At 31.2% G+C, this 26,051-nt stretch carries 24 protein-coding genes; 21 read left to right on the forward strand and 3 right to left on the reverse strand.

Translation table 11 applies throughout. The features are described 5' to 3' along the window. Positions 1-133 precede the first annotated feature (133 nt). The 16 genes from fapR to rplS all read left to right on the forward strand — a co-directional run bounded on the left by fapR (position 134) and on the right by rplS (position 14,409). Positions 134-703 carry a transcription factor FapR gene (gene fapR, locus LQ615_RS07990; protein WP_026023680.1) on the forward strand — a complete coding sequence of 190 codons (570 nt, stop codon included), beginning with the start codon at positions 134-136 and terminating at the stop codon, positions 701-703. Continuing rightward, the gene (gene plsX / locus LQ615_RS07995; RefSeq protein ID WP_064204048.1) at positions 696-1,682 is read left to right on the forward strand and encodes a phosphate acyltransferase PlsX; all 987 of its coding nucleotides are present in this window, start codon (positions 696-698) and stop codon (positions 1,680-1,682) included. The genes fapR and plsX overlap by 8 nt, the downstream gene beginning before the upstream one ends. Further along, positions 1,675-2,595: an ACP S-malonyltransferase gene (gene fabD, locus LQ615_RS08000; RefSeq protein ID WP_064204047.1), complete on the forward strand. Its 921-nt coding sequence runs from the start codon at positions 1,675-1,677 to the stop codon at positions 2,593-2,595. The genes plsX and fabD overlap by 8 nt, the downstream gene beginning before the upstream one ends. Continuing rightward, on the forward strand, positions 2,595-3,332 hold the full coding sequence (gene fabG / locus LQ615_RS08005; RefSeq protein ID WP_064211536.1) for a 3-oxoacyl-[acyl-carrier-protein] reductase: 738 nt from the start codon (positions 2,595-2,597) through the stop codon (positions 3,330-3,332). Before fabD ends, fabG begins: the two co-directional genes overlap by 1 nt. 64 nt (positions 3,333-3,396) lie before the next feature. Next, entirely contained in the window at positions 3,397-3,630 is a 234-nt protein-coding gene (locus LQ615_RS08010) for an acyl carrier protein (RefSeq protein ID WP_017000113.1), read from the forward strand. Between the two features lie 176 nt (positions 3,631-3,806). After that, positions 3,807-4,418: a CHAP domain-containing protein gene (locus tag LQ615_RS08015; protein ID WP_017000112.1), complete on the forward strand. Its 612-nt coding sequence runs from the start codon at positions 3,807-3,809 to the stop codon at positions 4,416-4,418. A 203-nt stretch (positions 4,419-4,621) separates the two neighbouring features. Further along, positions 4,622-5,341: a ribonuclease III gene (gene rnc, locus LQ615_RS08020; RefSeq protein WP_017000111.1), complete on the forward strand. Its 720-nt coding sequence runs from the start codon at positions 4,622-4,624 to the stop codon at positions 5,339-5,341. A gap of 10 nt (positions 5,342-5,351) precedes the next feature. Then, positions 5,352-8,918: a chromosome segregation protein SMC gene (smc, locus tag LQ615_RS08025; protein WP_135020934.1), complete on the forward strand. Its 3,567-nt coding sequence runs from the start codon at positions 5,352-5,354 to the stop codon at positions 8,916-8,918. Then, on the forward strand, positions 8,915-10,090 hold the full coding sequence (gene ftsY / locus LQ615_RS08030) for a signal recognition particle-docking protein FtsY (RefSeq protein WP_064211534.1): 1,176 nt from the start codon (positions 8,915-8,917) through the stop codon (positions 10,088-10,090). The genes smc and ftsY overlap by 4 nt, the downstream gene beginning before the upstream one ends. Next, positions 10,077-10,412 (forward strand): putative DNA-binding protein, encoded by a 336-nt coding sequence (locus LQ615_RS08035; RefSeq protein ID WP_017000108.1) that lies wholly within the window; start codon positions 10,077-10,079, stop codon positions 10,410-10,412. Before ftsY ends, LQ615_RS08035 begins: the two co-directional genes overlap by 14 nt. An 11-nt stretch (positions 10,413-10,423) precedes the next feature. Beyond that, positions 10,424-11,788, forward strand: a complete 1,365-nt coding sequence (gene ffh / locus LQ615_RS08040; RefSeq protein ID WP_064204043.1) for a signal recognition particle protein — start codon at positions 10,424-10,426, stop codon at positions 11,786-11,788. A 336-nt stretch (positions 11,789-12,124) separates the two neighbouring features. Then, positions 12,125-12,400, forward strand: coding sequence for a 30S ribosomal protein S16 (gene rpsP / locus LQ615_RS08045; RefSeq protein ID WP_064211533.1), 276 nt, complete (start codon positions 12,125-12,127; stop codon positions 12,398-12,400). A gap of 12 nt (positions 12,401-12,412) precedes the next feature. Further along, positions 12,413-12,640, forward strand: a complete 228-nt coding sequence (locus tag LQ615_RS08050; RefSeq protein WP_016910740.1) for a KH domain-containing protein — start codon at positions 12,413-12,415, stop codon at positions 12,638-12,640. 62 nt (positions 12,641-12,702) lie between these two features. Beyond that, positions 12,703-13,203 (forward strand): ribosome maturation factor RimM, encoded by a 501-nt coding sequence (gene rimM / locus LQ615_RS08055; RefSeq protein ID WP_017000105.1) that lies wholly within the window; start codon positions 12,703-12,705, stop codon positions 13,201-13,203. Continuing rightward, the gene (gene trmD / locus LQ615_RS08060; RefSeq protein ID WP_017000104.1) at positions 13,203-13,925 is read left to right on the forward strand and encodes a tRNA (guanosine(37)-N1)-methyltransferase TrmD; all 723 of its coding nucleotides are present in this window, start codon (positions 13,203-13,205) and stop codon (positions 13,923-13,925) included. Before rimM ends, trmD begins: the two co-directional genes overlap by 1 nt. Positions 13,926-14,058: 133 nt before the next feature. After that, positions 14,059-14,409, forward strand: coding sequence for a 50S ribosomal protein L19 (gene rplS, locus LQ615_RS08065; RefSeq protein WP_064204040.1), 351 nt, complete (start codon positions 14,059-14,061; stop codon positions 14,407-14,409). Positions 14,410-14,504: 95 nt separating this feature from the next. Here the strand turns inward: rplS and LQ615_RS08070 are convergent, their stop codons facing one another. The 3 genes from LQ615_RS08070 to LQ615_RS08080 all read right to left on the reverse strand — a co-directional run bounded on the left by LQ615_RS08070 (position 14,505) and on the right by LQ615_RS08080 (position 20,753). Then, a complete protein-coding gene (locus tag LQ615_RS08070) occupies positions 14,505-17,075 on the reverse strand; it encodes a YfhO family protein (protein ID WP_239703855.1) in 2,571 nt (856 codons plus the stop codon). Between the two features lie 128 nt (positions 17,076-17,203). Beyond that, on the reverse strand, positions 17,204-19,798 hold the full coding sequence (locus LQ615_RS08075) for a YfhO family protein (protein ID WP_239703854.1): 2,595 nt from the start codon (positions 19,796-19,798) through the stop codon (positions 17,204-17,206). A 16-nt stretch (positions 19,799-19,814) separates the two neighbouring features. Next, complete coding sequence (locus tag LQ615_RS08080; protein ID WP_017000100.1) at positions 19,815-20,753, reverse strand: glycosyltransferase family 2 protein; 939 nt, start codon at positions 20,751-20,753, stop codon at positions 19,815-19,817. Between the two features lie 71 nt (positions 20,754-20,824). On the opposite strand from LQ615_RS08080, the gene ylqF reads away from it, so the two are divergent. From ylqF to LQ615_RS08105, 5 genes are all read left to right on the forward strand, one after another. Beyond that, positions 20,825-21,709 carry a ribosome biogenesis GTPase YlqF gene (gene ylqF, locus LQ615_RS08085; RefSeq protein ID WP_017000099.1) on the forward strand — a complete coding sequence of 295 codons (885 nt, stop codon included), beginning with the start codon at positions 20,825-20,827 and terminating at the stop codon, positions 21,707-21,709. Beyond that, entirely contained in the window at positions 21,690-22,481 is a 792-nt protein-coding gene (locus LQ615_RS08090) for a ribonuclease HII (protein ID WP_017000098.1), read from the forward strand. Before ylqF ends, LQ615_RS08090 begins: the two co-directional genes overlap by 20 nt. Before the next feature lie 89 nt (positions 22,482-22,570). Beyond that, positions 22,571-23,737 (forward strand): ADP-forming succinate--CoA ligase subunit beta, encoded by a 1,167-nt coding sequence (gene sucC, locus LQ615_RS08095; RefSeq protein WP_017000097.1) that lies wholly within the window; start codon positions 22,571-22,573, stop codon positions 23,735-23,737. Positions 23,738-23,756: 19 nt separating this feature from the next. Then, positions 23,757-24,665 carry a succinate--CoA ligase subunit alpha gene (gene sucD, locus LQ615_RS08100; protein WP_017000096.1) on the forward strand — a complete coding sequence of 303 codons (909 nt, stop codon included), beginning with the start codon at positions 23,757-23,759 and terminating at the stop codon, positions 24,663-24,665. Positions 24,666-24,897: 232 nt separating this feature from the next. Continuing rightward, positions 24,898-25,803 carry a nuclease-related domain-containing protein gene (locus LQ615_RS08105; RefSeq protein ID WP_135020938.1) on the forward strand — a complete coding sequence of 302 codons (906 nt, stop codon included), beginning with the start codon at positions 24,898-24,900 and terminating at the stop codon, positions 25,801-25,803. Positions 25,804-26,051 lie beyond the last annotated feature (248 nt).

The raw sequence follows: 26,051 nt of genomic DNA on the forward strand, positions 1-26,051 counted from the left end.
ATAAATTTCACTCGTTTTTTATTGTATAATTTGTTGAGAATATTGTCGTGCCCGTGTTAGTATAAATAAGGTAGGTCATGATAGCAGGTGCTAATTATAGCTATAAGTACATAATAGAATGGATTTGGATGAGATGAAATTAACAAAAGCAAATCGTCAGAAAGAACTTACAAATCGATTAAAAGAAGAACCGTTTGTTACTGACGAAACGTTAAGTGAATATTTTAATGTAAGCATCCAAACTATTAGATTAGATAGAATGGAGCTTGGCATTCCTGAATTAAGGCGTCGTATTAAAGACGTTGCAACAAAACAACATGATGAAATTAAATCATTACCGATAGAAGATGTAATTGGTGAAATTATAGACATAGAATTAGATAAATCCGCAATTTCACTTTTAGATATTAAAGATGAACATGTTTTTACAAGAAATAAAATTGCGAGAGGGCACTATATATTCGCCCAAGCAAATTCTCTATGTGTTGCACTTATTAATGATGAATTAGCTTTAACGACTAAAGGTTCTGTACAATTTATAAAGTCAGTTAAGTTGAATGAGCGAGTAATTGCTAAAGCTACGGTGATTAATAAATCTAAACATATTGCTAAAGTTGATGTAACAAGTACAGTGCATGGAGAGACAGTATTTAAAGGACAATTTGAAATGTATTATGCAAGCGAGGGTGAAAAAAATGGTTAAAATTGCGGTAGATATGATGGGTGGAGATGAAGCTCCAGATATCGTAATAGAAGCGGTAAAAAATGCCGTAAATGATTTTCCAGATTTAGAAATATTACTTTTTGGTGATGAAAAGAAATATAATTTTGAACATGAACGCATCACTTTTACACATACTGATGAGAAGATAACAATGGATGATGAACCTGTAAGAGCTATAAAAAGAAAGAAAAACGCATCTATGGTATTAATGGCTCAGGCTGTGAAAGAAGGTAAGGCAGAAGGTTGTGTATCTGCGGGGAATACAGGAGCGTTGATGAGTAGTGGCTTATTTATTGTTGGAAGAATTAAAGGCATAGAAAGACCAGCGCTTGTCGCAACATTCCCTACGGTTACGGGTAAAGGTTTTGTGTTTTTAGATATTGGTGCGAATTCTGATGCTAAACCTGAACATTTAGTGCAATATGCAAAAATGGGCGAAATTTATGCTAAACAAGTTAGAAGCATTGATAACCCATCATTAGCTTTGCTGAACATTGGTACTGAAGAATCAAAAGGTAATCAACAAACTAAAAAGACATACCAATTATTAAAACAAGAAAGTTTTGATAATTTTATTGGAAACGTAGAGTCAAAATCTTTATTATTAGATGCATGTGATGTTGTTGTTGCAGATGGTTATAGTGGTAATATGGTCTTAAAAACAATCGAAGGTACTGCTAGTGCTATTTTTAAAATGATGAAAGAAGCAATGTTTTCATCAACTAAAAATAAACTCGCTGCATTGACATTAAAAAAAGACATCAATAAAATTCGTGATAAAATGGATTATGCAGAATATGGCGGTTCTGTGTTACTAGGATTAAATGGCGTTGTAGTAAAAGCGCATGGTTCTTCTAATGAGCGTGCATTTTATAACGCGATAAGACAAGCAAAACTCGCTGCAGATACAAAAATCGTAGATAAAATGAGAAAGGCAGTAGGTGATGTAATTGAGTAAAATAGCAATCATGTTTCCTGGTCAAGGATCACAAAAAGTAGGTATGGCAGAAGATTTATACCAAACAGATATCAACGCTACTTCTATCCTAGATAGAGCTAATGAATCATTATCATTCGATTTATTAGATGTTATGTTTAAAGATTCAGAAGGTATATTAGGTTTAACTGAATATACGCAACCAGCTTTATTAACACATAGTACTGCACTGATGAATACTTTAAAAGATATAAACTATGATTATGCACTAGGACATAGTTTAGGTGAATATTCAGCATTAGTATCAGAAGGTGTATTAAAATTCGAAGATGCAGTTCAAATTGTACATAAACGTGGACTATTAATGTCTGAAGCGTTTCCTCAAGGCGTAGGTTCAATGGCTGCAGTATTAGGATTAAATATTGATGAAGTTAGAGAAATTTGTGGAAAATTATCAACAGAAGATGAAATAATAGAACCAGCGAACATAAATTGTCCTGGTCAGATTGTAGTTTCTGGTCACACAACTTTAATTGAAAAATTAGTATCAGAAGGTAAATCATTAGGTGCTAAACGTGTTATGCCATTAAAAGTATCTGGTCCTTTCCATTCTTCTATGATGAAAACTATTGCTGCAGATTTCAAAGCATACATAGATCAATTTGAATGGCACGACGCAGAACACCCAATTGTACAAAACGTTCATGCTAAACCAGAAACAGATCACAACGTTATTAAAGAAAATATGGTAAAACAATTGTTCTCACCAGTTGAATATAGTCAATCCATTGAATATTTAATTGCAGATGGTGTTGATCACTTTATAGAAATAGGTCCAAACAAAGTTTTATCAGGACTTGTTAAAAAAATAAGCAGAGATGTTAAAATAACTTCAATTCAAACAATTGATGATGTTAAAGGATGGAATGAATAATGACAAAAACTGCACTTGTAACAGGCGCTTCTCGAGGCATAGGTAAAAAAATAGCATTACAACTAGGTGAAGAAGGTTATAACGTTGTAGTCAATTATGCTGGGAATAAAGAAAAAGCAGAAAAAGTTGTCTCTGAAATAAAAACTTTCGGCGTAGACGCATTCGCAATACAAGCTAACGTAAGCGAACAAGACGAAGTAAAAGCAATGATTAAAGAAACATTAAATCAATTTGGAACCATCGACGTACTTGTAAATAATGCTGGTATCACACGTGATAACTTACTTATGAGAATGAAACAAAACGAGTGGGATGATGTAATCAATACAAACTTAAAAGGTGTATTTAACTGTGTACAAGCAGTTACAAGACCGATGTTAAAACAAAAATCAGGACGTATTATTAACTTGTCTAGTGTAGTAGGTTCAGTAGGTAACCCAGGACAAATTAACTACGTTGCAACAAAATCAGGTGTAGAAGGTATGACGAAAACATTCGCTCGTGAATTAGCATCTCGAGGCATTACATGTAATGCTGTTGCACCAGGATTTATTGTTTCTGATATGACTGATCAATTATCAGACGAGTTAAAAGAACAAATGAAATCACAGATACCTTTAGATCGTTTTGGTGAAGATAGTGATATTGCGCACACAGTAGCATTTTTAGCGAGTGAAAAAGCAAATTACATTACCGGCCAAACAATTCATGTTAACGGTGGCATGTACATGCAATAATTTGGTATTATTCATGTTAGTGTGAAATATAAAAGTTTTAAATTATTTAAAGGAGGTGAATGGAATGGCAAGTTTCGATAAAGTAAAAGACATTATTGTAGATCGTCTAGGAGTAGACGCTGAAAAAGTAACACCTGAAGCTTCATTTAAAGATGATTTAGGTGCTGATTCTCTAGATATTGCTGAATTAGTAATGGAATTAGAAGATGAATTTGATATGGAAATCCCTGATGAGGAAGCAGAAAAAATCAACACAGTTGGTGACGCTGTTAAATATATTGAATCATTAGAGAAATAATCCACTTTACAAAATCCCGTAGGTATATGCCTAACGGGATTTTTTATATGCTGATATAGTTAGTTTTAAATCACTCATACACAAATGATGAACTATTCACATATCTATTATTATGTTAAAATGTTGTAATTATTCCATATGGAATAATTACTATACATAAATCATAAGGGGGATATATGAAAGGTAACAGAAAATTTTTATTAACGATGGCACTTACGAGTTTGGCAGTTTTGAATTTGAATGCTCAAGTTGATGCAAAGGAAGGTACCTCAAAAGATAAATCACCTAAGATACAGAATATTGAAGTTGATCATAGAAATTATGATAAAAAAGCAAGTAAAGTTAAGGAAGAAGCAACTAAGTCTTCATCAGCTGCAATGGATTATATAAATTCATTAGAAGGTAAAGGGTGGGACTTCGATGGCTATTATGGTTGGCAATGTTTCGATTTAGTTAATTATTATTGGAATTATTTATATGGTCATGGTTTACATGGTGACTACGCTAAAGATATACCTACTGAAAATGACTTTACAGGTGAGGCAACTGTTTATAAAAACACGCCATCTTTTGTGGCTAAACCAGGTGACATTGTTGTATTTAATGAAGATTTTGGCTCAGGAGCGGGCCATACAGCTATTGTTACAAATGGTAATGCTGATGGTAATTTAAATCAATTCCAAAGCTTAGATCAAAACTGGTATGGTGGCGGTGAAGATAAGACAGAAGTAGCTCAACGTATTACTCATAATTATGAAACAGAAATGTGGTTTATTAGACCCAATTAATATGTTAAAGGTATAAATGTTAAGCTTTTCTTAAAATACTCTTAATCTGTTATTTATTAATTTTTAGATTAGGAGTATTTTTATGTATTTTTGCTCAATAGTTTACGATTGTGGTCTAGATAAATAAGTTTATGATAATATTCTTTTTTTTTTATGATATTTAACGTAAAATAGATAGGAAACATAATGTTAGGAGGAAACAAATGTCTAAGAACAAATCTCAAATCATAATGCAATTCAAAGTTAAATTTGATCAGTTTATGTCTAATCTAGATATTGAATTTGAAAATTATGATATTTATATTCAAGCTTTTTCGCATTCTAGTTTTATTAATGATTTTAAACTGGATAAATTAAGTCATAATGAACGTTTAGAATTTTTAGGAGATGCGGTGTTAGAATTGACGGTGTCACAGTTTTTGTATAAGAAATTTCCATTATTGCCTGAAGGTAAGTTAACTAAACTGCGCGCATCAATTGTATGTGAACCATCACTTGTAACATTTGCAATGAGTTTGAACATGAACGAATTATTACTTCTTGGTAAAGGCGAAGAGAAGACCGGCGGACGTGAACGCCCGTCTTTAATTGCTGATGCTTTTGAATCGTTTGTAGGTGCATTGTATTTGGACAAGGGGATTGAAAGTGTAGAAACCTTTTTAAATAAGGTGGTTTACCCTCATGTTATAGATGATAATTATACCGCTAATAGAGATTATAAGACTGAGCTTCAAGAGTTCATGCATAGACGTAATAAAGGTGTCATTACTTATCATCTACTCGATGAAAGTGGACCAGCTCATCACAAGTTATTTACCTCAGAGGTGTTATTAAATGGGGAAGCTTTAGAAATTGGTGAAGGTCGAACGAAGAAAGAATCTGAACAAAATGCAGCTAAAAAAGCGCTGAATAATAGTCGTTAAGGAGTAATTTATGGTTTATTTAAAGTCGATAGATGCATACGGATTTAAATCATTTGCAGAAAATACACATGTTGAATTTGATAATGGTGTAACTGCAATAGTCGGCCCAAATGGTAGTGGTAAAAGTAATATAACGGACGCTATAAAATGGGTGCTTGGTGAACAATCTGCCAAGAGTCTTCGAGGATCGAAGATGGAAGATATTATTTTTAATGGATCTAAAGAACGAAAAAAATGTCAATATGCTGAAGTGAAATTAACTTTAGACAATCATTCTAGAAAACTTAATATAGATGAAGACACAATTACAGTTGAAAGAAGATTATATCGTAATGGTGACAGTGAGTATTATCTTAATAATGAAAGAACTCGATTGAAATCTATATTAGATTTATTTTTAGATTCTGGTTTAGGTAAAGAAGCTTTTAGCATTATATCTCAAGGGAAAGTTGATGAAGTATTAAATGCTAAACCTAGCGATAGACGTTATTTAATTGAAGAAGCTGCTGGTGTACTTAAATATAAAAAACGTAAAAAAGAAGCGACTACTAAACTTGAAGAAACAGAGCAAAATTTAAACCGAGTTGAAGATATAGTATTCGATTTAGAAGCACGTGTAGAACCTTTAAGGGAAGAAGCAGCAATCGCTGAAGAATATCTTTCTTTGAAAGAAGAAATGAAAAAGAGTGATATTACAGTTACTGTTTATGATATTCAAAGCTTAAATAAAGATTTTAAACAATTAGAAACTGATATAGAGCATTTCCAAGCACAAAAAAATCAAAAGACTTCTGAATTAGATGGATTAACATTTAAGTTGAATGATAAGAAAAAGAATCGTGATCAAATTTCATTTAAAATACAAGAATCTAATAAATCTTTAGTAGAAGCGACAGAATCATTAGAGCGTTACACAGGTCAATTAGAAGTTTTAAAAGAAAGACAAAAAAATAGTGATGCTACAAATGAAAGATTAGAAGAAGATAAAAACCTTACGGAATCTCGTATTGATAAAATAACTAATCAAATTAAAGAAATCGATGTTGAACTATCTTCATTTAAGGAAAAACAACAAGTAATGCTTCAAGAGATTAATCAACTTGAAAGCCAACTTTCTAATAATGAAGGTTCTTTCGAGGAACGTATTGAAGAACTGAAAGATCAATATTATCAATTAATGACAGAACAATCTGATATAAATAATGATATTAGATTTTTAGAAGATAAATTAGCAACTCATCAAGAAAAACAATCAAGGTTAGATGGTCGTCAAAAAGAAGTATATGATCATTTACAAAATGTCTGGAAAGAGAAAGAAACAGTAAGTAAACAATTAGAACAAATTGAAACGGATTTGAAAGAAACAACGGAAAAATATAAATCTGATTACGCGATTTTAAAAGAGAAAGAAACAGAGTATAAAGAGTCTGAATCTAAACTTTATCAAGCATATAGATACACTGAACAAATGAAAACACGTATTAATACACTTAAAAGTATGCAAGAAGATTATTCTGGTTTTTATTCTGGTGTAAAGCATGTACTAAAGGAAAAATCTTTAAAAGGCATAGAAGGGGCAGTAGCTGAAATTATTGATACGCCTACGCAGTTAACTACAGCAGTTGAAATTGCGCTTGGAGCTTCATTACAGCATATTATTGTTCGAGAAGAGAAAGATGCAAGATTAGCGATTAAATATTTAAAAGATAAAAAGTTAGGTAGAGCAACATTTTTACCAATGAATGTCATCAAAAAGAGATTTATACCAGATAATGTAGTAAATCAAATTAAAAACAGTCCTGGATTTGTTACAGTAGCATCAGAAGGTGTCCAGTTTGATGAACAGTATCGCAATATAGTAGAGCATTTATTAGGTAGTACGATTATTGCGGAAAGTTTAGAAACTGCTAATGAGCTAGCTAGAACAATTCAATTTAAACATAGAATTGTAACACTAGATGGAGATATTATTACTCCTGGAGGTGCGATGACTGGTGGAGGTAAAGAGAAAAAAGCGAGTCTCTTATCTCAAAAAGATGAACTTAAGACAACTGAAGATAAATACCATAACTTTATGAAACAGACAACACAAGTAGAATCAAAAGTTAAAAATTTAAAAGAAGAAATTCAACAATTAGAAAAAACTCTTTCAGAAACACAAGAAAAAGGCACGGAGCTTAGAGCAAGTGAACACGAAGTGACATTGCAGTTAGATTCTATTTTAGCAAAAGAAAAACGTTTAATAGATGAAAATGAAACGTTCGAGTTTGAAAAGAACGATGGTTATAATTTCATAAAAGGGCAAGAAACTTTAAAAGAAAAACAATCATTACTTGTTGAAATTCAAGGACGCCTTAAGTCAATAGATGAAGAAATCAATCAATTAAACGCATCGTTATCTAATAACAAAGATAGTGAAAAAACGATACAAAATTTATTAAATGAAAAACGATCAAACCTCGCAGTGGAAAAAGAGAGAAATCGTCTGAAAGTACAAGATAAAAAACGGTTAACTGAGGATTTAAATGAAAATGAAAATACATTAACAAAAATTTTAGATCAAATTGAATTAGTTAACTCGGATGAATACAGTGGTACTAGTCAGTTTGATGAAGTTGAAAAACAAATAGAACAAAGTACTAATACAAAACTTGAAATAGAAACAAAAATGTCAGAACAACAAGATATGTATAGAGCTATTCAAGAAGAAATTCAAAAACTTGAGGAAGACATAGAAACATTAAGACAAAGTATTTCTGGAATAGAAACAGGTCTACAAGATATGGTAAGTAAACATTCGAAAATAGATATAATGATTGAACACCAGTTGACGCACTTAAGTGAGACGTATCAACTTACATTTGAAAAAGCTGAGTCGATGTATGAAATGCCCGAAGATATTTCAGAAGCACGTAAAACAGTCAAACTCACTAAAATGTCTATCGAAGAATTAGGCCATGTTAATTTGAATGCTATCGAGCAATTTAAAGAGGTTAATGATAGATATACTTTCTTAAGTGATCAAAGAACAGATTTACTAGAAGCTAAAGAAACACTAGAACAAGTAATATTAGAAATGGATAGTGAAGTATCTACACGATTTAAAGAAACATTTGATGAAGTGAATCAACATTTTGGTAACGTATTTAAAACTTTATTTAATGGTGGTAGAGCTGAACTTCAATTGACTGATAAAGATATACTTGATTCAGGCGTGGAAATTGTTGTACAACCACCAGGCAAAAATAGACAGTACTTATCTTTATTAAGCGGTGGAGAACGTGCACTATCAGCAATTAGCTTGTTATTTGCTATTTTGAAAGTACGAACAGCGCCATTTGTTATACTAGATGAAGTTGAAGCAGCGCTTGATGAACATAATGTTATTAGATATGCTGAGTACTTGAATAAACTAAAAGCAGATACACAATTTATTGTTATTACACATAGAAAAGGTACAATGTCATACGCAGATAGTTTATATGGTGTGACGATGCAAGAGGCAGGTATATCTAAACTTGTGAGTGTTAACTTAAAATCAATTAAAGATGAAGAATTGGAGGCATTGCAGTCATGAGTTTTTTTAAACGATTAAAAAATAAATTTGCACCAAGCGATGAAGTAAAAAAAGATGAAATTGAAACTAAAGAGGAACAACCTATAGAAGATTTACCTCCCGAATCAAATGAAAAACAAAATCCTGAAGCGGTAGAACTTAATGATGGTTTAATGTCTTTAGATGAATTTGAAGAGTGGGAATCAGAACAACTAGGTGCTAAATTTAAGCAAGGTCTAGAAAAATCTAGAGAGAATTTCCAAAACAAATTAAATGACTTGTTAGCTGTTTACAGAAAAGTCGACGAAGATTTCTTTGAAGCGTTAGAAGAAATGTTAATTCAAGCAGACGTAGGATTTAATACAGTAATGGAACTTGTTGATGAGCTACGTATGGAAGCTAAACGTCAAAACATTACTGAAACAGAAGAGCTTAGAGAAGTAATTGTAGAAAAAATCGTAGACATATATGTTCAAGGTGATCAAGAGATTGACCGCATGGACATTGAGGATGACAGATTAAACGTTATATTGATGGTCGGTGTTAATGGAGTTGGAAAAACGACTACAATCGGTAAATTAGCGCATAGATATAAACAAGAAGGTAAAAAAGTAATATTAGCGGCTGGTGACACTTTCCGTGCAGGTGCAATTGAACAATTACAAGTATGGGGAGAAAGAGTTGGCGTTGAAGTCATCAGTCAAAAAGAAGGCTCAGATCCAGCTGCGGTAATGTATGATGCAGTTAACGCTGCTAAAAGTCGTGGAGCGGATGTTTTAATTTGTGATACAGCTGGAAGATTACAAAACAAAGCGAACTTGATGAATGAATTACAGAAAGTAAGAAAAGTTATAGATCGTAATATTCCTGGTGCACCACACGAAGTATTGTTAGCTTTAGATGCAACGACAGGTCAGAATGCTTTATCTCAAGCCAAATCATTTAAAGAAGTAACTCAAGTAACAGGTATTGTGTTAACTAAGCTTGACGGTACAGCAAAAGGTGGTATTGTATTAGCCATACGTAATGAACTACAAATTCCAGTTAAATTTGTAGGATTAGGTGAAAAAATGGATGATTTACAACCATTTGATGCTGAAAGTTACGTATATGGGTTATTTGCTGATATGATTGAATCAAATGAAAGTGTTGAAAATACAACTGAAGAAGTGGATGAAGATGAAAGAAAATAATGATTTAATCAAAACAATGCGCATGAATTATCTGTTTGATTTTTATCAAGGATTATTAACTGAAAAGCAACGCAACTATTTAGAACTATATTATTTGGAAGATTATGCTTTAAGTGAAATTGCAGAGACTTATCAAGTGAGTCGACAAGCTGTATATGATAATATAAAACGGACAGATGAGTTGTTAGAAGAATATGAAACGAAATTGCAACTCTTTAAAAAATTTAAAGAAAGACAGTCTATAATACAAGAATTAAAAAGATTGTCATCAGATAATCAAGAAATTAAGCAAGCTATAAAACGCTTAGAGATTCTTGAATAGGAGGAGAAATTATGGCATTTGAAGGTTTATCCGAGAGACTTCAAGCCACGATGCAACGCATCAAAGGTAAAGGTAAGGTAACTGAACAAGATATTAAAGCAATGATGCGTGAAGTACGTTTAGCATTATTAGAAGCAGACGTTAACTTTAAAGTCGTAAAGAAATTTGTTAACACTGTTTCAGAACGTGCCCTTGGCGCAGATGTTATGCAATCTTTAACACCTGGACAACAAGTTATTAAAATTGTTCAAGATGAATTAACAGCTTTAATGGGTGGAGAAAATAGCAAAATTAATATGAGTACTAAGCCACCAACAGTGGTGATGATGGTTGGTTTACAAGGTGCAGGTAAAACGACAACTGCTGGTAAATTAGCTATGCTAATGAGAAAAAATTATAATAAAAAGCCTTTATTAGTAGCATGTGATATTTATAGACCGGCTGCTATTCAACAATTACAAACAGTTGGTAAACAAATAGATGTCCCTGTCTATACTGAAGGAGATCAAGTAAGTCCTAAAGAAATTACGGAAAATGCATTAAAATATGCTAAAGAAGAACACTTGGATTTTGTTATTATTGATACAGCTGGACGACTTCATATTGATGAAGCATTAATGAATGAGTTGGTTGATGTGAAAGAAGTTTCTACACCTGATGAAATCATGTTAGTTGTAGATGCAATGACTGGTCAAGATGCTGTAAATGTAGCAGAATCATTTGATGAAACTTTAGATATTTCAGGTGTTACATTAACGAAATTAGACGGAGACACACGTGGTGGTGCTGCGCTATCTATTCGTTCTGTAACTGAAAAACCTATTAAATTTATCGGTATGAGTGAAAAATTAGATGGACTTGAATTATTCCATCCAGAACGTATGGCATCTAGAATCTTAGGTATGGGTGATGTATTAAGTTTAATCGAAAAAGCTCAACAAGGTGTAGATGAAACAAAAGCTAAAGAATTAGAAAAGAAAATGCGAACTTCTGCGTTTACATTCGATGATTTCTTAGATCAGCTAGAGCAAGTTAAAGACTTAGGTCCATTAGATGATTTAATGAACATGATACCTGGAGCTAATAAAATGAAGGGTATGAAAAATGCAAACATGGATCCTAAACAAATAGATAATGTTCAAGCTATTATTAGATCTATGACATTAGAAGAAAGAAGTAATCCAGAAATACTGAACGTTTCTAGAAAACGTCGTATCGCTAAAGGTTCTGGTCGTTCATTACAAGAAGTGAATAGATTGATTAAACAATTTGGCGAAATGAAAAAAATGATGAAACAATTTACTGGTAGCAATAAAAAAGGTAAAAAAGGCAAAAAAGGTAGCAATCCATTCCAAGGAATGAATTTACCATTTTAATTTAAAATAAGTTACTAACAAGTACTTGTCGCGATTTTGTAAAGTGATAACGCCCAGGGGAATAGTATGCGCGAGAGACTAAAGGCTCGGGCCATACCCCAGGCAAGCATTCACTTTCAAAATCGAGTATAAATAAATTCTCCTAATCCGTTAATTAAATATATAAGGGATTAGGAGAATTATTTTGAGTATGGTTAGATAGAAATCCATCTTTTTATAAACAAATTTTAGACAAATTTAAATTGGTAAAGAGAAAACACTTTACAAACTTTTTATATCCTGTTATAGTATTTACTTGTAGATAAGAAATTATAAATGAGTAAGGAGTTTTTAAACATGGCAGTTAAAATTCGTTTAACACGCAAGGGTTCAAAAAGAAACCCATTTTATCGTATAGTAGTAGCAGATGCACGTTCTCCACGTGATGGTCGTATTATCGAACCAATCGGTACTTATGATCCAGTTGCTAAATCAGGTTCAATTGTTAAAATTGATGAAGAATTAGCTTTAAAATGGTTAAAAGATGGAGCAAAACCAACTGATACAGTTCGTGATATCTTATCAACACACGGTATCATGGAAAAATACCATAATTCTAAACTTTCTAAGTAAAGATATATTATAATGGAAAAATTAATACAAACAATTATAGTACCGCTCGTAGATTATCCGGAGAACATCAATATATCTAAAGATGAACAAGATTCTAGCATTACGTTCAATATAGACGTTCATGAAGAGGACATTGGCAGAATTATTGGTAAGAAGGGCAGAATGATTAAAGCAATTCGTACAATTGTGTCTGGTTCAATGAACGAGTATGGAAAGAAAGTGTTTGTAGAGGTTAATTAAGAGTGCCTACTTTGGTGCTCTTTTTTATTGTTGATGAAACAACAGTTAGGAGGCAATGCTAGATGAACGTTGAAATTGGGAAAATCGTAAATACGCATGGAATCAAAGGTGAAGTCAAAGTAATGTCTGAATCAGATTTTACTGATGAAAGATTTCAACCTGGTCAACATGTAACAGTTAAACATAGTAAAGAGGAACAAACTTTTGTAATCGCATCTCACAGAATGCATAAAAATTTTCATTTATTAACGTTTGAAGGTGTTCAAAACATAAACGAAATTGAGCACTTAAAAGGTTCTAAAATTTTTCAAGAGCAAGAAAATGATGCAATTGAATTAGATGAAAATGAATATTATTATTCAGATATAATCGGTTGTACAGTATTCGTCGAAAAAGATGCAATTGGAGAAGTAGCAGAAATTTTTGAAACTGGTGCAAATGATGTGTGGGTGGTTAAAGGAGAGAAAGAGTATCTCATTCCTTATATTGAAGATGTTGTTAAAGACATAGACATTGAAAATAAATCAATCAGAATAGAACCGATGGAAGGTTTATTAGACTAATGAAAATTGATTATTTAACTTTATTCCCTGAAATGTACGAAGGTGTTCTTAATCATTCTATTATGAAAAGAGCTCAAGATAAAAATATCGTATCATTTAATACAGTGAATTTTAGAGATTATGCAAATAACAAACATTCACAAGTAGATGATTATCCATACGGTGGCGGACAAGGTATGGTATTGAAACCAGAACCAATCTTTAACGCCTTGGAAGATTTAGATAAAACACCAGATACAAGAGTTATTTTAATGTGCCCTCAAGGAGAACCGTTTACACAGGAAAAAGCTGAATCATTATCTGAAAGTGAACACATTGTGTTTATATGCGGTCATTATGAAGGATATGATGAAAGAATTAGAACGCATTGTGTAACAGATGAAATATCAATAGGTGACTATGTATTGACTGGCGGAGAGCTAGCGAGCATGACAATGACAGACGCAATTGTAAGATTAGTACCAGGAGTTTTAGGAAATCAAGTATCTCATGAAGATGATTCATTTTCATCTGGTTTACTTGAACACCCACAATATACAAGACCGGCTGATTATCAAGGCATGAAAGTTCCTGATGTATTGTTATCAGGGAATCATGCAAACATCGACAAGTGGAGACATGAACAATCTCTATTAAGAACTTTGGAAAGAAGACCGGATTTATTAGAGCAATATCCACTAACTGAAAAAGACAAAAAAATTCTAAACAACAATAAAAAATAGATTGAATGAAAATAAGCATTATGATATAGTATTATAAGTGTGTGAGCACAAAATCACTATGATCCGCTGCCAGCATTGAATGTATTTTAAATTTATTATTGGGCAAGAACATAGTCAGAAGGAGAGAATATAAATGAGTAATCATAAGTTAATCGAAGCAGTAACTAAAGACCAATTACGTACGGATATTCCTACATTCCGCGCAGGTGACACTTTACGTGTACACGTACGTATCGTTGAGGGTAGCCGTGAGCGTATCCAAGTATTCGAAGGTGTAGTAATCAAACGTCGTGGTGGCGGAATTTCAGAAACATTTACAGTTCGTAAATTATCTTACGGTGTTGGAGTTGAACGTACATTCCCAGTACACACTCCGAAAATCGAAAAGATCGAAGTTAAACGTCGCGGTAAAGTACGTCGTGCGAAACTTTACTACTTACGTAGCTTACGTGGTAAAGCTGCTCGTATTAAAGAAATTAGATAAATTAAAATATAAGGATTTGTCCTTTATTTTAAGTAGAAAACCGGCTGAGACATTTTGTCTTAGCCGGTTTTGTTTTTTAATTTTGAGAAAGAAATTTATATTTTAGAATCTTTTTTACGTATAGTTTTACGAAATACAATTAATAGTATGACACCTATAAACATTGCGACCATACTCGTTTTAAATAATGGCGGTTGATAAGTAATGATAACTTTCTTTTGACCTTTTTCAACAGGAATACTAGACATAATATAATTTACTTTCTTTATATCTACAGGTTTCCCATCAACGGTAGCTTTCAATCCTTCTCTATAGACAAGTGGCATGACGAGATGACCAGAAGGGTATCGTTTCATATCAATTTGGTAGTGATTATTTTTTTTGTGAAACTTAATATCTTGATTTTTACTTTGCTTCACAGCATTTTTTAAAGTTGAATAATCTTCTCCTTGAATTGATTTTAAATCGAAATGATAAGTGCCTTTTTTAAGTTTGATATGCACAGTATTTTGAGCCCTTATATTTGCTGTAGTTGTATGGCTCGGTCTTACATAAGTATATGATAATTTATGCCTGAAAATTTTATGTTCATTCACTTTAATGTAATAATTTTTGTCTTTTGGTTTCTTGATCTCAGCATCTATCATAAAATATAAATCTTTATATTTTTCTGAAGTGTCTTTAGGTAGATTAATTGTTAAACCACCGCCATCTTTTGTAACAGTTAATTCTTTATTGTCTAGTTTTGCATTGTTATACGAAATTTTAGACGAATCAACTAAATCTTTTGGCTGTTTAATTTGTTCTTTTGAGTCTTTATGATTATCAATCATTCCATTTAACATAGCATGTTCTTTAACTAGTGGTGTATTTAAATTTTTATCATTAAATACTTTATTAATAACTCGAGCACTAGGTAGTTTTTTTGTATTTTCATATATGCGATTAGTTCTATCTTGATCCTTATACGAATCAATTCTCTCAGTGTTAGTAGGGTAATGTAAGTCGTTCTTATCCTTGATTACGTAATCGACGTTAAACAAGCTGTTTAAGTTACTTCTTTCTGAAAAACCAGCATAATAACTATTGCTATTTTTAGGCATACTCACAAATAAATCTTTTTCATAAAACTTTAATATATCTGCATTGTATATACTGCTATACAGTTTTGTGCTATTAAAGTTATAGTACATAGGTGAATTGACTGTGATTGGGCGCAACATATCGATTCTTCTTAAATCATCTATTTTATTTTCTTTTAAATGATTAATTTTAGAAGCTGTTTTCTCTGTATATATATGAGAATCTTTAATGGAATCCTTCTTAGGTGTATATTTTGAAAGTATTTTATTTTGATAGTCATAAATTAAAGCAAATTGACTCGCCATTAAAACGATACAAATAAGAATATTAATATATTGGTGTTTATAAGTTATTTTAAACAATAGTAAAATGCATAAAATAGGTACAAAAATTAACCAATAATAAAATGTTTGTTGCCAAATAGCTGTTACTAAAATAGCGGTAATAGGTAATATTGACGCTAATAAAAACTGTTTGATCGTTATTAATTTAATGTGTTGTACTACCATAGCGGTTAAAATAGCAGTAGATAACGCTAGAGCGTAAACCCATCTTCTTTGAGGCATTGAGAACCCGTTAAAAAATGAATCGAAATATGGTGATAGTGAGCCAATAAGACATATGATTGTAGCTATAGCAAAGAGCTTAAAATAATACTTTTTATATAAAGGGCGTAAAAATAAAGCAGTAACAGATAAGAAAGAAATAGTAATATAAAATCCACCATATAATACATTATATTGTTTTATAAATGGGATTATTAAATCAACATTATTATTCATGATACTTCGGTCATTTTCTAAGTAAGAGAAAACACCTTGAACGAATCCAAAATTACCAATTAAAAAGGCAATAAATACTGAAACGATTGTATAGATGAATTTTTGCTTTATATTTACGATGTCTTTTTCATATTTAAATATAATTCTATATAACACATAGAATGCTAAAATGATAAATTGATAATAAGTAAAATAAAAATTAGATGTTATTGTGATTGCAATAGCTATAATGAGTACTGTAGGTTTTTTTTGGGTAAATAATCGCTCAATTCCTAATAATGCTAAAGGAAGATAAAACATAACATCACTGAAAAACGACCATGTAAAAGTAAAGTAATAATACACAGTTGACCAAGCGTATAAAATACTTCCTGCAAAGGCTAATACTCTATTTAAATGATATTTTAATAATAATAAGTATGTAATAAAAATAATACATGCACATTTAAAGATAGCAATCACAATTTGGTTGGTTAATACAGTATTTAGCAGGTCCTGTGATTGTGAAAAAAATTGATAAGCTAGAACGAATACAATTCCTATCCAAGCAAATGGTGAGGTAGCGTAATAATAACTTAGATCAGAGAAGTAGTCTCCTCCTAATCCAAAATCAATATCATAAAACATTGTAAATAGTTTAGCATGTTGTATGAGATATATTTGAAAAGGTATCATTTGTTTTAATCCATCACCAATACTTGTATATAAATAATCATAATTCATAAATTTATAGATAGTTGGTATATAAAAAATTATCGCGCAAAATAATGTAATGAATATTAAATAGATGATTTTTTTCATTTTGTCCCTCTTTGTTATGTGATATATAATTAGTTTATTATTCCCATATAATGGTATCATCAAACTTTTATAGTTTGAAAAAGCATACATATGAACAAGTTTTAAATTGTATATGTATGCTTTTGATACTAACTTTTATTCACTTTTCTTGTATATAAACATGATAATATTATCGAAATAATGGATACGAAAATCATAGTTTTAAAGAAAGGTGGTTTATATTGTATTTTAATATGTTTACTATTTTTAGACACGTTTACACCAGTCATAATATGATTCACTTTCTCGACTTGAACTTCTTTATTATCTACAGTAGCAGTCATACCATTTCTATAAGGGATATTAATGACTGCCATGCCACCACTGTGATTATTTAAATCAATATCAATAGCGCCATTTTCTTCTTTATAAGAATAATTTTTCTTTTTGTTTGCGGATTTTAAAGTTTTGTAATCTTCTCCATACAATCCTTGTAATTTTAGATTATATGTTCCGTTCGTTAAAGCAATAAATATTTTACCATCACTAGTAACAGGTACCCTATATAATAAATCATCTTGTAACATTCTATACTTTGAATCCTCAAACAAGCGATTATTAGAATAATCATTGATTTGAATAGAGAAGTTAGATTGTGGTGGTTTTCTCTCAAGATGTAGCATTAAATACATATCTTTATATTTTTTAGCAATCTCTTTAGGAAGTGTAATTGTTAAACCATCACCATTTTTAGGAACAGTTAAAATATTGTTTTTATATTTTGAATTTCGTTCTGTAATATTCGTTTGATTTAATAAATTAGGTGCATTTTTAATTTGTGAATAATCACTACTATGACTATCAGTAATAACGCCATTTATCATCGCATGTTCTTCATCTAAAGGTGTTTTAAGTTGTTTTTGATTATAATATTTATTAGTAACTTTAACAGCAGGTAACATTTCTTTGTTTTTTAATATTTGATATTTACCGTCATCACTTACAACTTTAAAGTTAGCAGGTGATTCTTTTTCATAACTTTTCTTCATAAGGTATTTAGTTGACCATAAACTATATAAATTAGATCTATTTTGCATATTACTATAACGGCTTAAAGATTCATTTTTTAAATTAATTTTAGCCTTGGAAAATAAATAATCATATAAATGACCATCAAAAATACTTGAATATAAACTCATACCTTTAAATTGTTGGTACATAGGTGTATTGTCTTGTTCTAAAACGCGCCAAGCAATTCTTTCATCACTTTGTGTATTTTGCTTGATGTCATCTATATGAGCACGTTGTAATCCACTATCAAAAGTACTCGCTTGAATAAAGAATGTATTTGCTCTTCTTTCATGGTCTTCATGATAGATTTGGTTTTTACTATGTTCTTTGGATACTAAAAATGATAGTAACAGAACGCCAAAAACATAAATAATCATTATTAAAGTTTTGTACGATTTCATGATTAACACAAATAATCCAATAATGAATAATACTGGTAACATCCAAATCCAAATAACATAATCTTTAGTGATCAAATAGCTAGATAATATAACAATGAAGCTCGGAATACAGTTGAATATATATGTTTTTAAGGATAAGGATTTAAAATAATATATATATTGTGCTATAAGCCCACTAGAGAAGAAAGTAAGTAAATAATGCCATCTTTTCTGAGGGGCTGAGAATCCGTTAAATACACTATCTATAAAAGGTATAAAGCTAGCAATAATGAATAGAATTGTAAATATACTAAACATCCGGTAGAAATAATTTTTATAAAGTTTAAAAGTTAACAAAGCTTGAATAGTTAAAAATAATACGACAATTAAATAGTTATCGTAAAAAATATTGTCGTGTTTTGTGAAATCAGATAATAAAGGTATTTCACCTTGATAAGTCGCTCTATTATTGCCTATAAAGCCTCTTGCTGAATGGAAAAATATCATAATACTACAGCCAAAACCTAGTAAACTTGCGATGAAAAATACTTTGAACTGTTGCCATTTAAGTACTACATCATCTTTATGTTTAAAAGTAAATCGATAAATAAAATATAAAATTCCTATTAAAACTTGATAATAAGCAAAATAGAAATTATTAATAAAAGTAAGAGCAACAATTAAGATAAACATTCCAATTTTTTTATTTTTTAAAAATCGTTCTATACTTAATAAAAGTAAGGGTAATAAAATAAAGACATCACTAAAAAACGGCCAGTATACTGTAAATCTAAAGTATATAGGTGACACAGCAAATAGAAAGGCTGATACTACAGAGCTTAAACGATTTAAACCGATTTTTTTAGTGTAAAAGTAGACTGATATCATAATTAAAAAAGATTTTATAATAGATAATACAATAGCGTTTTGTGCCCAAAAAAGCATGCGCTCTGTATCAAAATTAAATATGAATGAGCTAATCCAGATAACAATGACATTTATAATAAATAAGATATTAGTAGAGAAATAGTAAGCAAAATCAGTTAACATATCTCCACCTAAACCTAAATCTGTTGTGTAGAAGAATGAGCCTTTTGTCCAATGTTCATATAAAAACATTTGTATAGGTAACATTTGTTCAATACCATCATTTGGTCCAGTGAAAATCACGCCATCTTTAAAATATCTATATATGACATAACCATGTCCTAAAATAGCTAATAGCCCAAGCAAAAGAATAAATTTAATTGTAGATTTTTTAGTATGTAAGAATTTTTTAAATCGTTTTATCATATAGGTCACCTGTTACTCATTCATCTATATTGTTATTTTTCATATTCGTTTGATCTATTATATACTTTGGACGATTTTTAGTTTCATAATATATTCTACCAATATATTCTCCTATAACACCAAGGCTGAATAATTGTAAACTACCTAAGAATAAAATGGCGGAAATAATCGTAAAGTAACCAGGTTCTTCGATTCCGTGTAGCACGATATTTATAAATGTGATTAAAATGTACAATAAACATACCACCATTGTAACTCCACTAAAATAAAAACAAATCCTTAAAGGTTTATTATTAAAACTAATTACGCCATCCATTGCATAATCTAATAATTTAAAGAAAGAGAATTTAGATTTCCCTTGATTTCTATCTTTATGATTAAATGTAATAGTTGTTTTAGAAAAGCCTACCCATTCAAATATCCCTTTTGAAAATCTATTATATTCAGTTAAATTTAAAATAGCTTGTAAAACATTTTTAGAAATTAAACGAAAGTCACCTTCGCCACTTTTAAACTTAACATCAACAATATACTTAGAAAGTTTATAAAAAGCATTGGCTGGAATACGTTTTAAAAATGATTCATTTTCTCTATTTCTCGAAGCTACAACTTGATGATAGCCTTCTTCATATAATTTAATGAATTCAGGTATCAATTCAGGAGGATGTTGCATATCTGAATCCATAATAATTGTTGCATCACCATTTGCGTGTTCTAATCCGCAAAACATTGCTGACTCTTTACCGAAGTTCTTGGAGAAAGAAATGTATTTAACATTAGAATCAGAATTCGCTAAAGTTTTCATCATATTTAATGAATTGTCTGTAGAACCATCATTTATAAAAATAAGTTCAAAGTCATATGGTAAATTAACAAAGACGTTCGCAACTTTTTCATGTAAAATAGAGATATTAGTATCCTCATTGAAAACGGGTACTACAATTGAAATTAACATAACAAACCTCCTATATAGATATGGTAAATATATCACATTTCTATAGTTTAGAATAAGAAAGGATAATATAAATGACAATACAATGGTTTCCAGGTCATATGGCCAAAGCTAGAAGAGAAGTAACTGAACAATTAAAAATGGTAGATGTTGTATTCGAACTCGTTGATGCTAGAATACCACTTTCGTCAAGAAATCCAATGATTGATGAAATCATAAACCAAAAACCTAGAGTTGTAATACTCAATAAAAAAGATATGTCTAAACAAAGTGAAACAGATAAATGGACACAATACTTTAAAAATGAAGGGTTCTTTCCTGTTCAAATTGATTCAAAACACGGTAAACATTTAAATGAATTAATGAAAGCTGCAAAAGCTGCAACTAAAGATAAATTCGATAGAGAACGTAGGAAAGGGTTGCGTCCTAGAGCAATCAGAGCGATGATTGTTGGTATTCCGAACGTAGGAAAATCAACGCTCATTAATAAATTAGCCAAAAAAACGATGGCTAAAACAGGAAACACACCAGGAGTTACAAAAAAGCAACAATGGATAAAAGTCGGTAAAGAATTAGAATTGCTAGATACACCAGGTATATTATGGCCAAGATTTGAAGATCAAGCAATTGGTAAAAAATTGAGTCTTACTGGCGCAATTAAAGATAGCATAGTGCACTTAGATGAAGTAGCAATTTATGGATTAAATTTCTTGATTGAAAACGACCCTGAAAAATTACAAAAATTTTATCAAATAGAATTAACAGAAGAAAATGATGTTGTAGAATTATTTGACCAAATTGGTAAAAGAAGAGGCATGCTGAAAAGAGGAAATGAAATAGACTATGAAGCAGTTACAGAACTTTTAATTAGAGATTTAAGAAATGCTAAAATCGGTAATTATTGCTTTGATATATATGAAGAAATGAAGGATAGTCTCTATGAAACAAAAGACAATTAAAGAAATATCTATTGAAATCAATGAATATAAAAGCTTTGAAGATGTAGAAACTTCAATTTATAAAGACGATTTAAGAAAAGGTGTTCAAGCAGCTTTAAATAAAAAGCAAAAACAGATAGAACAGCTACAAAAATTAGAAACACAATATTTAAGAATGAGCGAATATGAAAACAAATTGTTAGAGAATAGTAGCGATGCTTTAATATGTGGTATTGATGAAGTAGGAAGAGGTCCACTAGCTGGGCCAGTTGTTGCCAGTGCGGTGATATTGGAACCAGGGCACAATTATATCGGTATAACAGATTCTAAAGCTTTATCTCAAATGAAACGTGAATTATTCGAACAACAAATTCATGCACAAGCTTTATCAGTCGGCATAGGAATAGCAACTGTAGAAGAAATAGATGAACTAAATATTTATCAAGCAACAAAAGTTGCGATGTTAAGAGCTATTGAACAATTAAATGTGAAACCAGATCATTTACTAATTGATGCTATGCAATTAGATATTGATATACCTCAAACTTCTATAGTAAAAGGGGATGCCAATAGTGTATCTATTGCTGCAGCAAGTGTAATTGCAAAGGAATATCGTGATCGTTTAATGAATGATTATAATAGCCAATATCCTGGATATGAATTTGATAAAAATAAAGGTTACGGTACAAAAGCTCATTTAGAAGGTGTAGAGAACTATGGAATAACACCAATTCATCGGTTATCTTTCGAACCAATTAAGACAAAAGTGAAATATTATTCTAACAATTCCTGAAATTAGACCATCCTTGTTTACAATAACGCTTACATTTTCTATAATTGAATAGTAAGCAAACATTAATGTATGTATTAGGAGGATGGAGAATGAATATCCATGAGTATCAAGGTAAAGAGATTTTTCGCTCTATGGGCGTAGCTGTACCTAATGGTTCAGTGGCTTTTTCACCTACTGAAGCAGTAGAAAAAGCAAAAGAATTAGATTCAAATGTATATGTAGTGAAAGCGCAAATCCATGCCGGTGGGCGTGGTAAAGCTGGTGGGGTTAAAATTGCTAAGTCTATTGATGAAGTTCGCGAGTATGCGAAAGAATTATTAGGCAAAGTACTTGTAACACATCAAACTGGCCCAGAAGGTAAAGAAGTAAAACGACTTTTAATTGAAGAAGGTTGCGATATTCAAAAAGAATACTACATCGGTTTTGTAATCGACAGAGCAACTGATCGTATTACATTAATGGCATCTGAAGAAGGCGGAACTGAAATTGAAGAAGTTGCAGCTGCAACTCCTGAAAAAATCTTCAAAGAAGTAATTGATCCAGTAACTGGTTTAATGCCTTATCAAGCAAGAAGAATAGCTTTCAATATTAACATTCCAAAAGAATCAGTTAATAAAGCTGTAAAATTAATGATGTCTTTATATAATGTGTTTGTAGAAAAAGATTGTTCAATTGTTGAAATCAATCCACTTGTAACAACAGGTGACGGTGAAGTTTTAGCACTTGATGCAAAAGTGAACTTTGACGATAACGCTTTATTCAGACATAAAGATATCGTTGAAATGCGTGACTTAGAAGAAGAAGACGAAAAAGAAATCGAAGCATCTAAATATGATTTATCATATATTGCATTAGATGGAAATATTGGTTGTATGGTAAACGGAGCTGGTTTAGCTATGGCTACGATGGATACAATTAATCACTTCGGCGGCAATCCGGCTAACTTCCTTGACGTGGGGGGCGGCGCTACGAAAGAAAAAGTTACTGAAGCATTTAAAATCATATTAGGAGATTCTAAAGTACAAGGTATTTTCGTAAATATCTTCGGTGGAATTATGAAATGTGATGTTATTGCGGAAGGTATCGTAGCTGCTGTTAAAGAAGTTTCATTAGATATGCCTTTAGTAGTTAGACTTGAAGGTACTAATGTAGAACAAGGTAAAAAAATCTTAAAAGAATCTGGTTTAGCAATCGAACCTGCATCTATCATGGCTGACGGTGCTCAAAAAATTGTTAAATTAGTTCAAGAACGATAAGAGAAAGGCGGAGAGTTACGTGAGTGTATTTATCGATAAAGATACGAAAGTGTTAGTACAAGGTATTACTGGTGCAACAGCACTTTTCCATACAAAACAAATGTTAGACTACGGTACACAAATCGTTGCAGGTGTTACACCTGGTAAAGGCGGCCAAGTAGTTGAAGGTGTACCTGTATTTAATACTATAGAAGAAGCGGTAGAAGAAACAGGTGCTACAGTTTCAGTTATTTATGTACCAGCACCATTTGCTGCAGATGCAATCATTGAAAGTGCAGATGCAGAATTAGATTTAGCTATTTGTATTACTGAACATATTCCAGTTATAGATATGATCAAAGTTAAACGTTACTTAGAAGGTAAGAAGACACGATTAGTAGGACCAAACTGTCCTGGCGTTATCACTGCTGACGAATGTAAAATAGGTATTATGCCTGGTTACATCCATAAAAAAGGTCATGTAGGTGTTGTATCACGTTCTGGTACATTAACTTACGAAGCAGTACATCAATTAACACAAGCTGGTATCGGTCAAACAACAGCAGTTGGTATTGGCGGAGACCCAGTAAACGGAACAGACTTCATTGACGTGCTAAAAGCTTTCAATGAAGACGATGAAACATATGCTGTTGTAATGATTGGTGAAATTGGTGGAACAGCGGAAGAAGAAGCAGCTGAATGGATTAAAGCTAATATGAACAAACCAGTAGTTGGCTTTATCGGAGGACAAACAGCCCCTCCAGGCAAACGTATGGGACACGCTGGTGCAATCATTTCAGGTGGTAAAGGTACTGCATCAGAAAAAATCAAAACACTTAATGAATGTGGTGTTGATACAGCAGATACACCATCAGTTATTGCAGAAACATTAATAAACCGTATCAAAAAAGAAGACGGTCTATATGACAAATGCTTAACAATCAAATAATTTAAAAATAATATAGAATAAGTACAGTGAATAACAATCAATATTCGCTGTGCTTATTTAGTGTTTTCTTTTTAAAGAATAAAGTTAAATATTATTTCATAATCTTAATCTATGCCCTTAAAAATTAGTAATTATCTATTTTTAAGGGCATTTTTTATGTAAAAAGATAAGATAGACAACGATAAAAAGAGATATTATAATAAATGTAAAAAAATGACATAAGGAGTGAGCGATGAATAATAATACAGAAGCACTATATTTAAAATCTTTAGAATCTAGGTATGATAATGATTATGAGACACGAAATAAATTAATGGGATTAGAAGGCGAATTAATTGTAAATAAAACATTGGAAAATATTAATTATGTCGTTTATGCTCATAATCTAGAATTTACAGTCGATAAGAAATTTCAGGTCGATTTTTTAATTGTCCATAATAACCAGATAAGTATATTAGAAGTTAAACATTATTATGGAGACTTCCATTTTTTCAACTCTTACATGCAAAGTTCATCAAATAACACTTATCCACTTCCGTTTAAGCAGCTTAATATAGCGAAAAACAACCTCCAAAAATTATGCGATGAAATAAATATTAATCTCCCAATTCAAGAATATTTAATCTTTTCGAATCCCACATTTACGGCTCAATCTACTATTCCAAATAAATCTCAAGTCTTATTAAGATCAGAATTCTATAAATTCTCTAAACTTTTTCAATCATTTCAAGTAGCGAAAGATAAAGCGATATTAAATCAAATACTTCAAAAACAAAAAAGGTTTTCTCAACAATTTAAAAGTATTGAAAAACCTGACTTCAGCTTAATTAAGAAAGGAATTAAATGCCCTAACTGTAAAAACTTAAATACAATGGTTATCGAAAAGCGAAAGAAAACTACTACTTGTATTTGTTGTAATAAAGATTTCAAAAGAAATGAATTATACTATTTTAATATTAGAGAACTAGCAATTATTAAAGGTGAAGAAGGATTTACTTTAACTGAAGCAATGGAGTGGTGTAATGCGGTAAATATATATACAGTTCGTAGAATTTGTAATAAATACTTTGAATCTAAAGGGCAACGATACAAGAAATATACATTAAAAGAGAATGAGATAGCGAAAGAAGTGCTCTAACGTGCGAGACGGATAGAACAAGCTCGTTAGAAAATATAACGTGCACGAGCGAAAAAACAAGCCCGTTAACGCATAACCTGCAAGACAAATATAACAAGTTCTTTAGAAAACGTAACGTGCAAGAGTGAAAAAACAAGCCTGTTAGCGTATAAAAATCGAATATGTCCATATAATTGTGTAATAAAAAAAGAGCCAAATATAGCTCACTTTAGTACAATGTAATCGACTAAGAAAATATTGTAGAGGTG

This window comes from Mammaliicoccus sp. C-M13 (assembly GCF_022386845.1).
GTDB lineage: Bacteria > Bacillota > Bacilli > Staphylococcales > Staphylococcaceae > Mammaliicoccus > Mammaliicoccus lentus.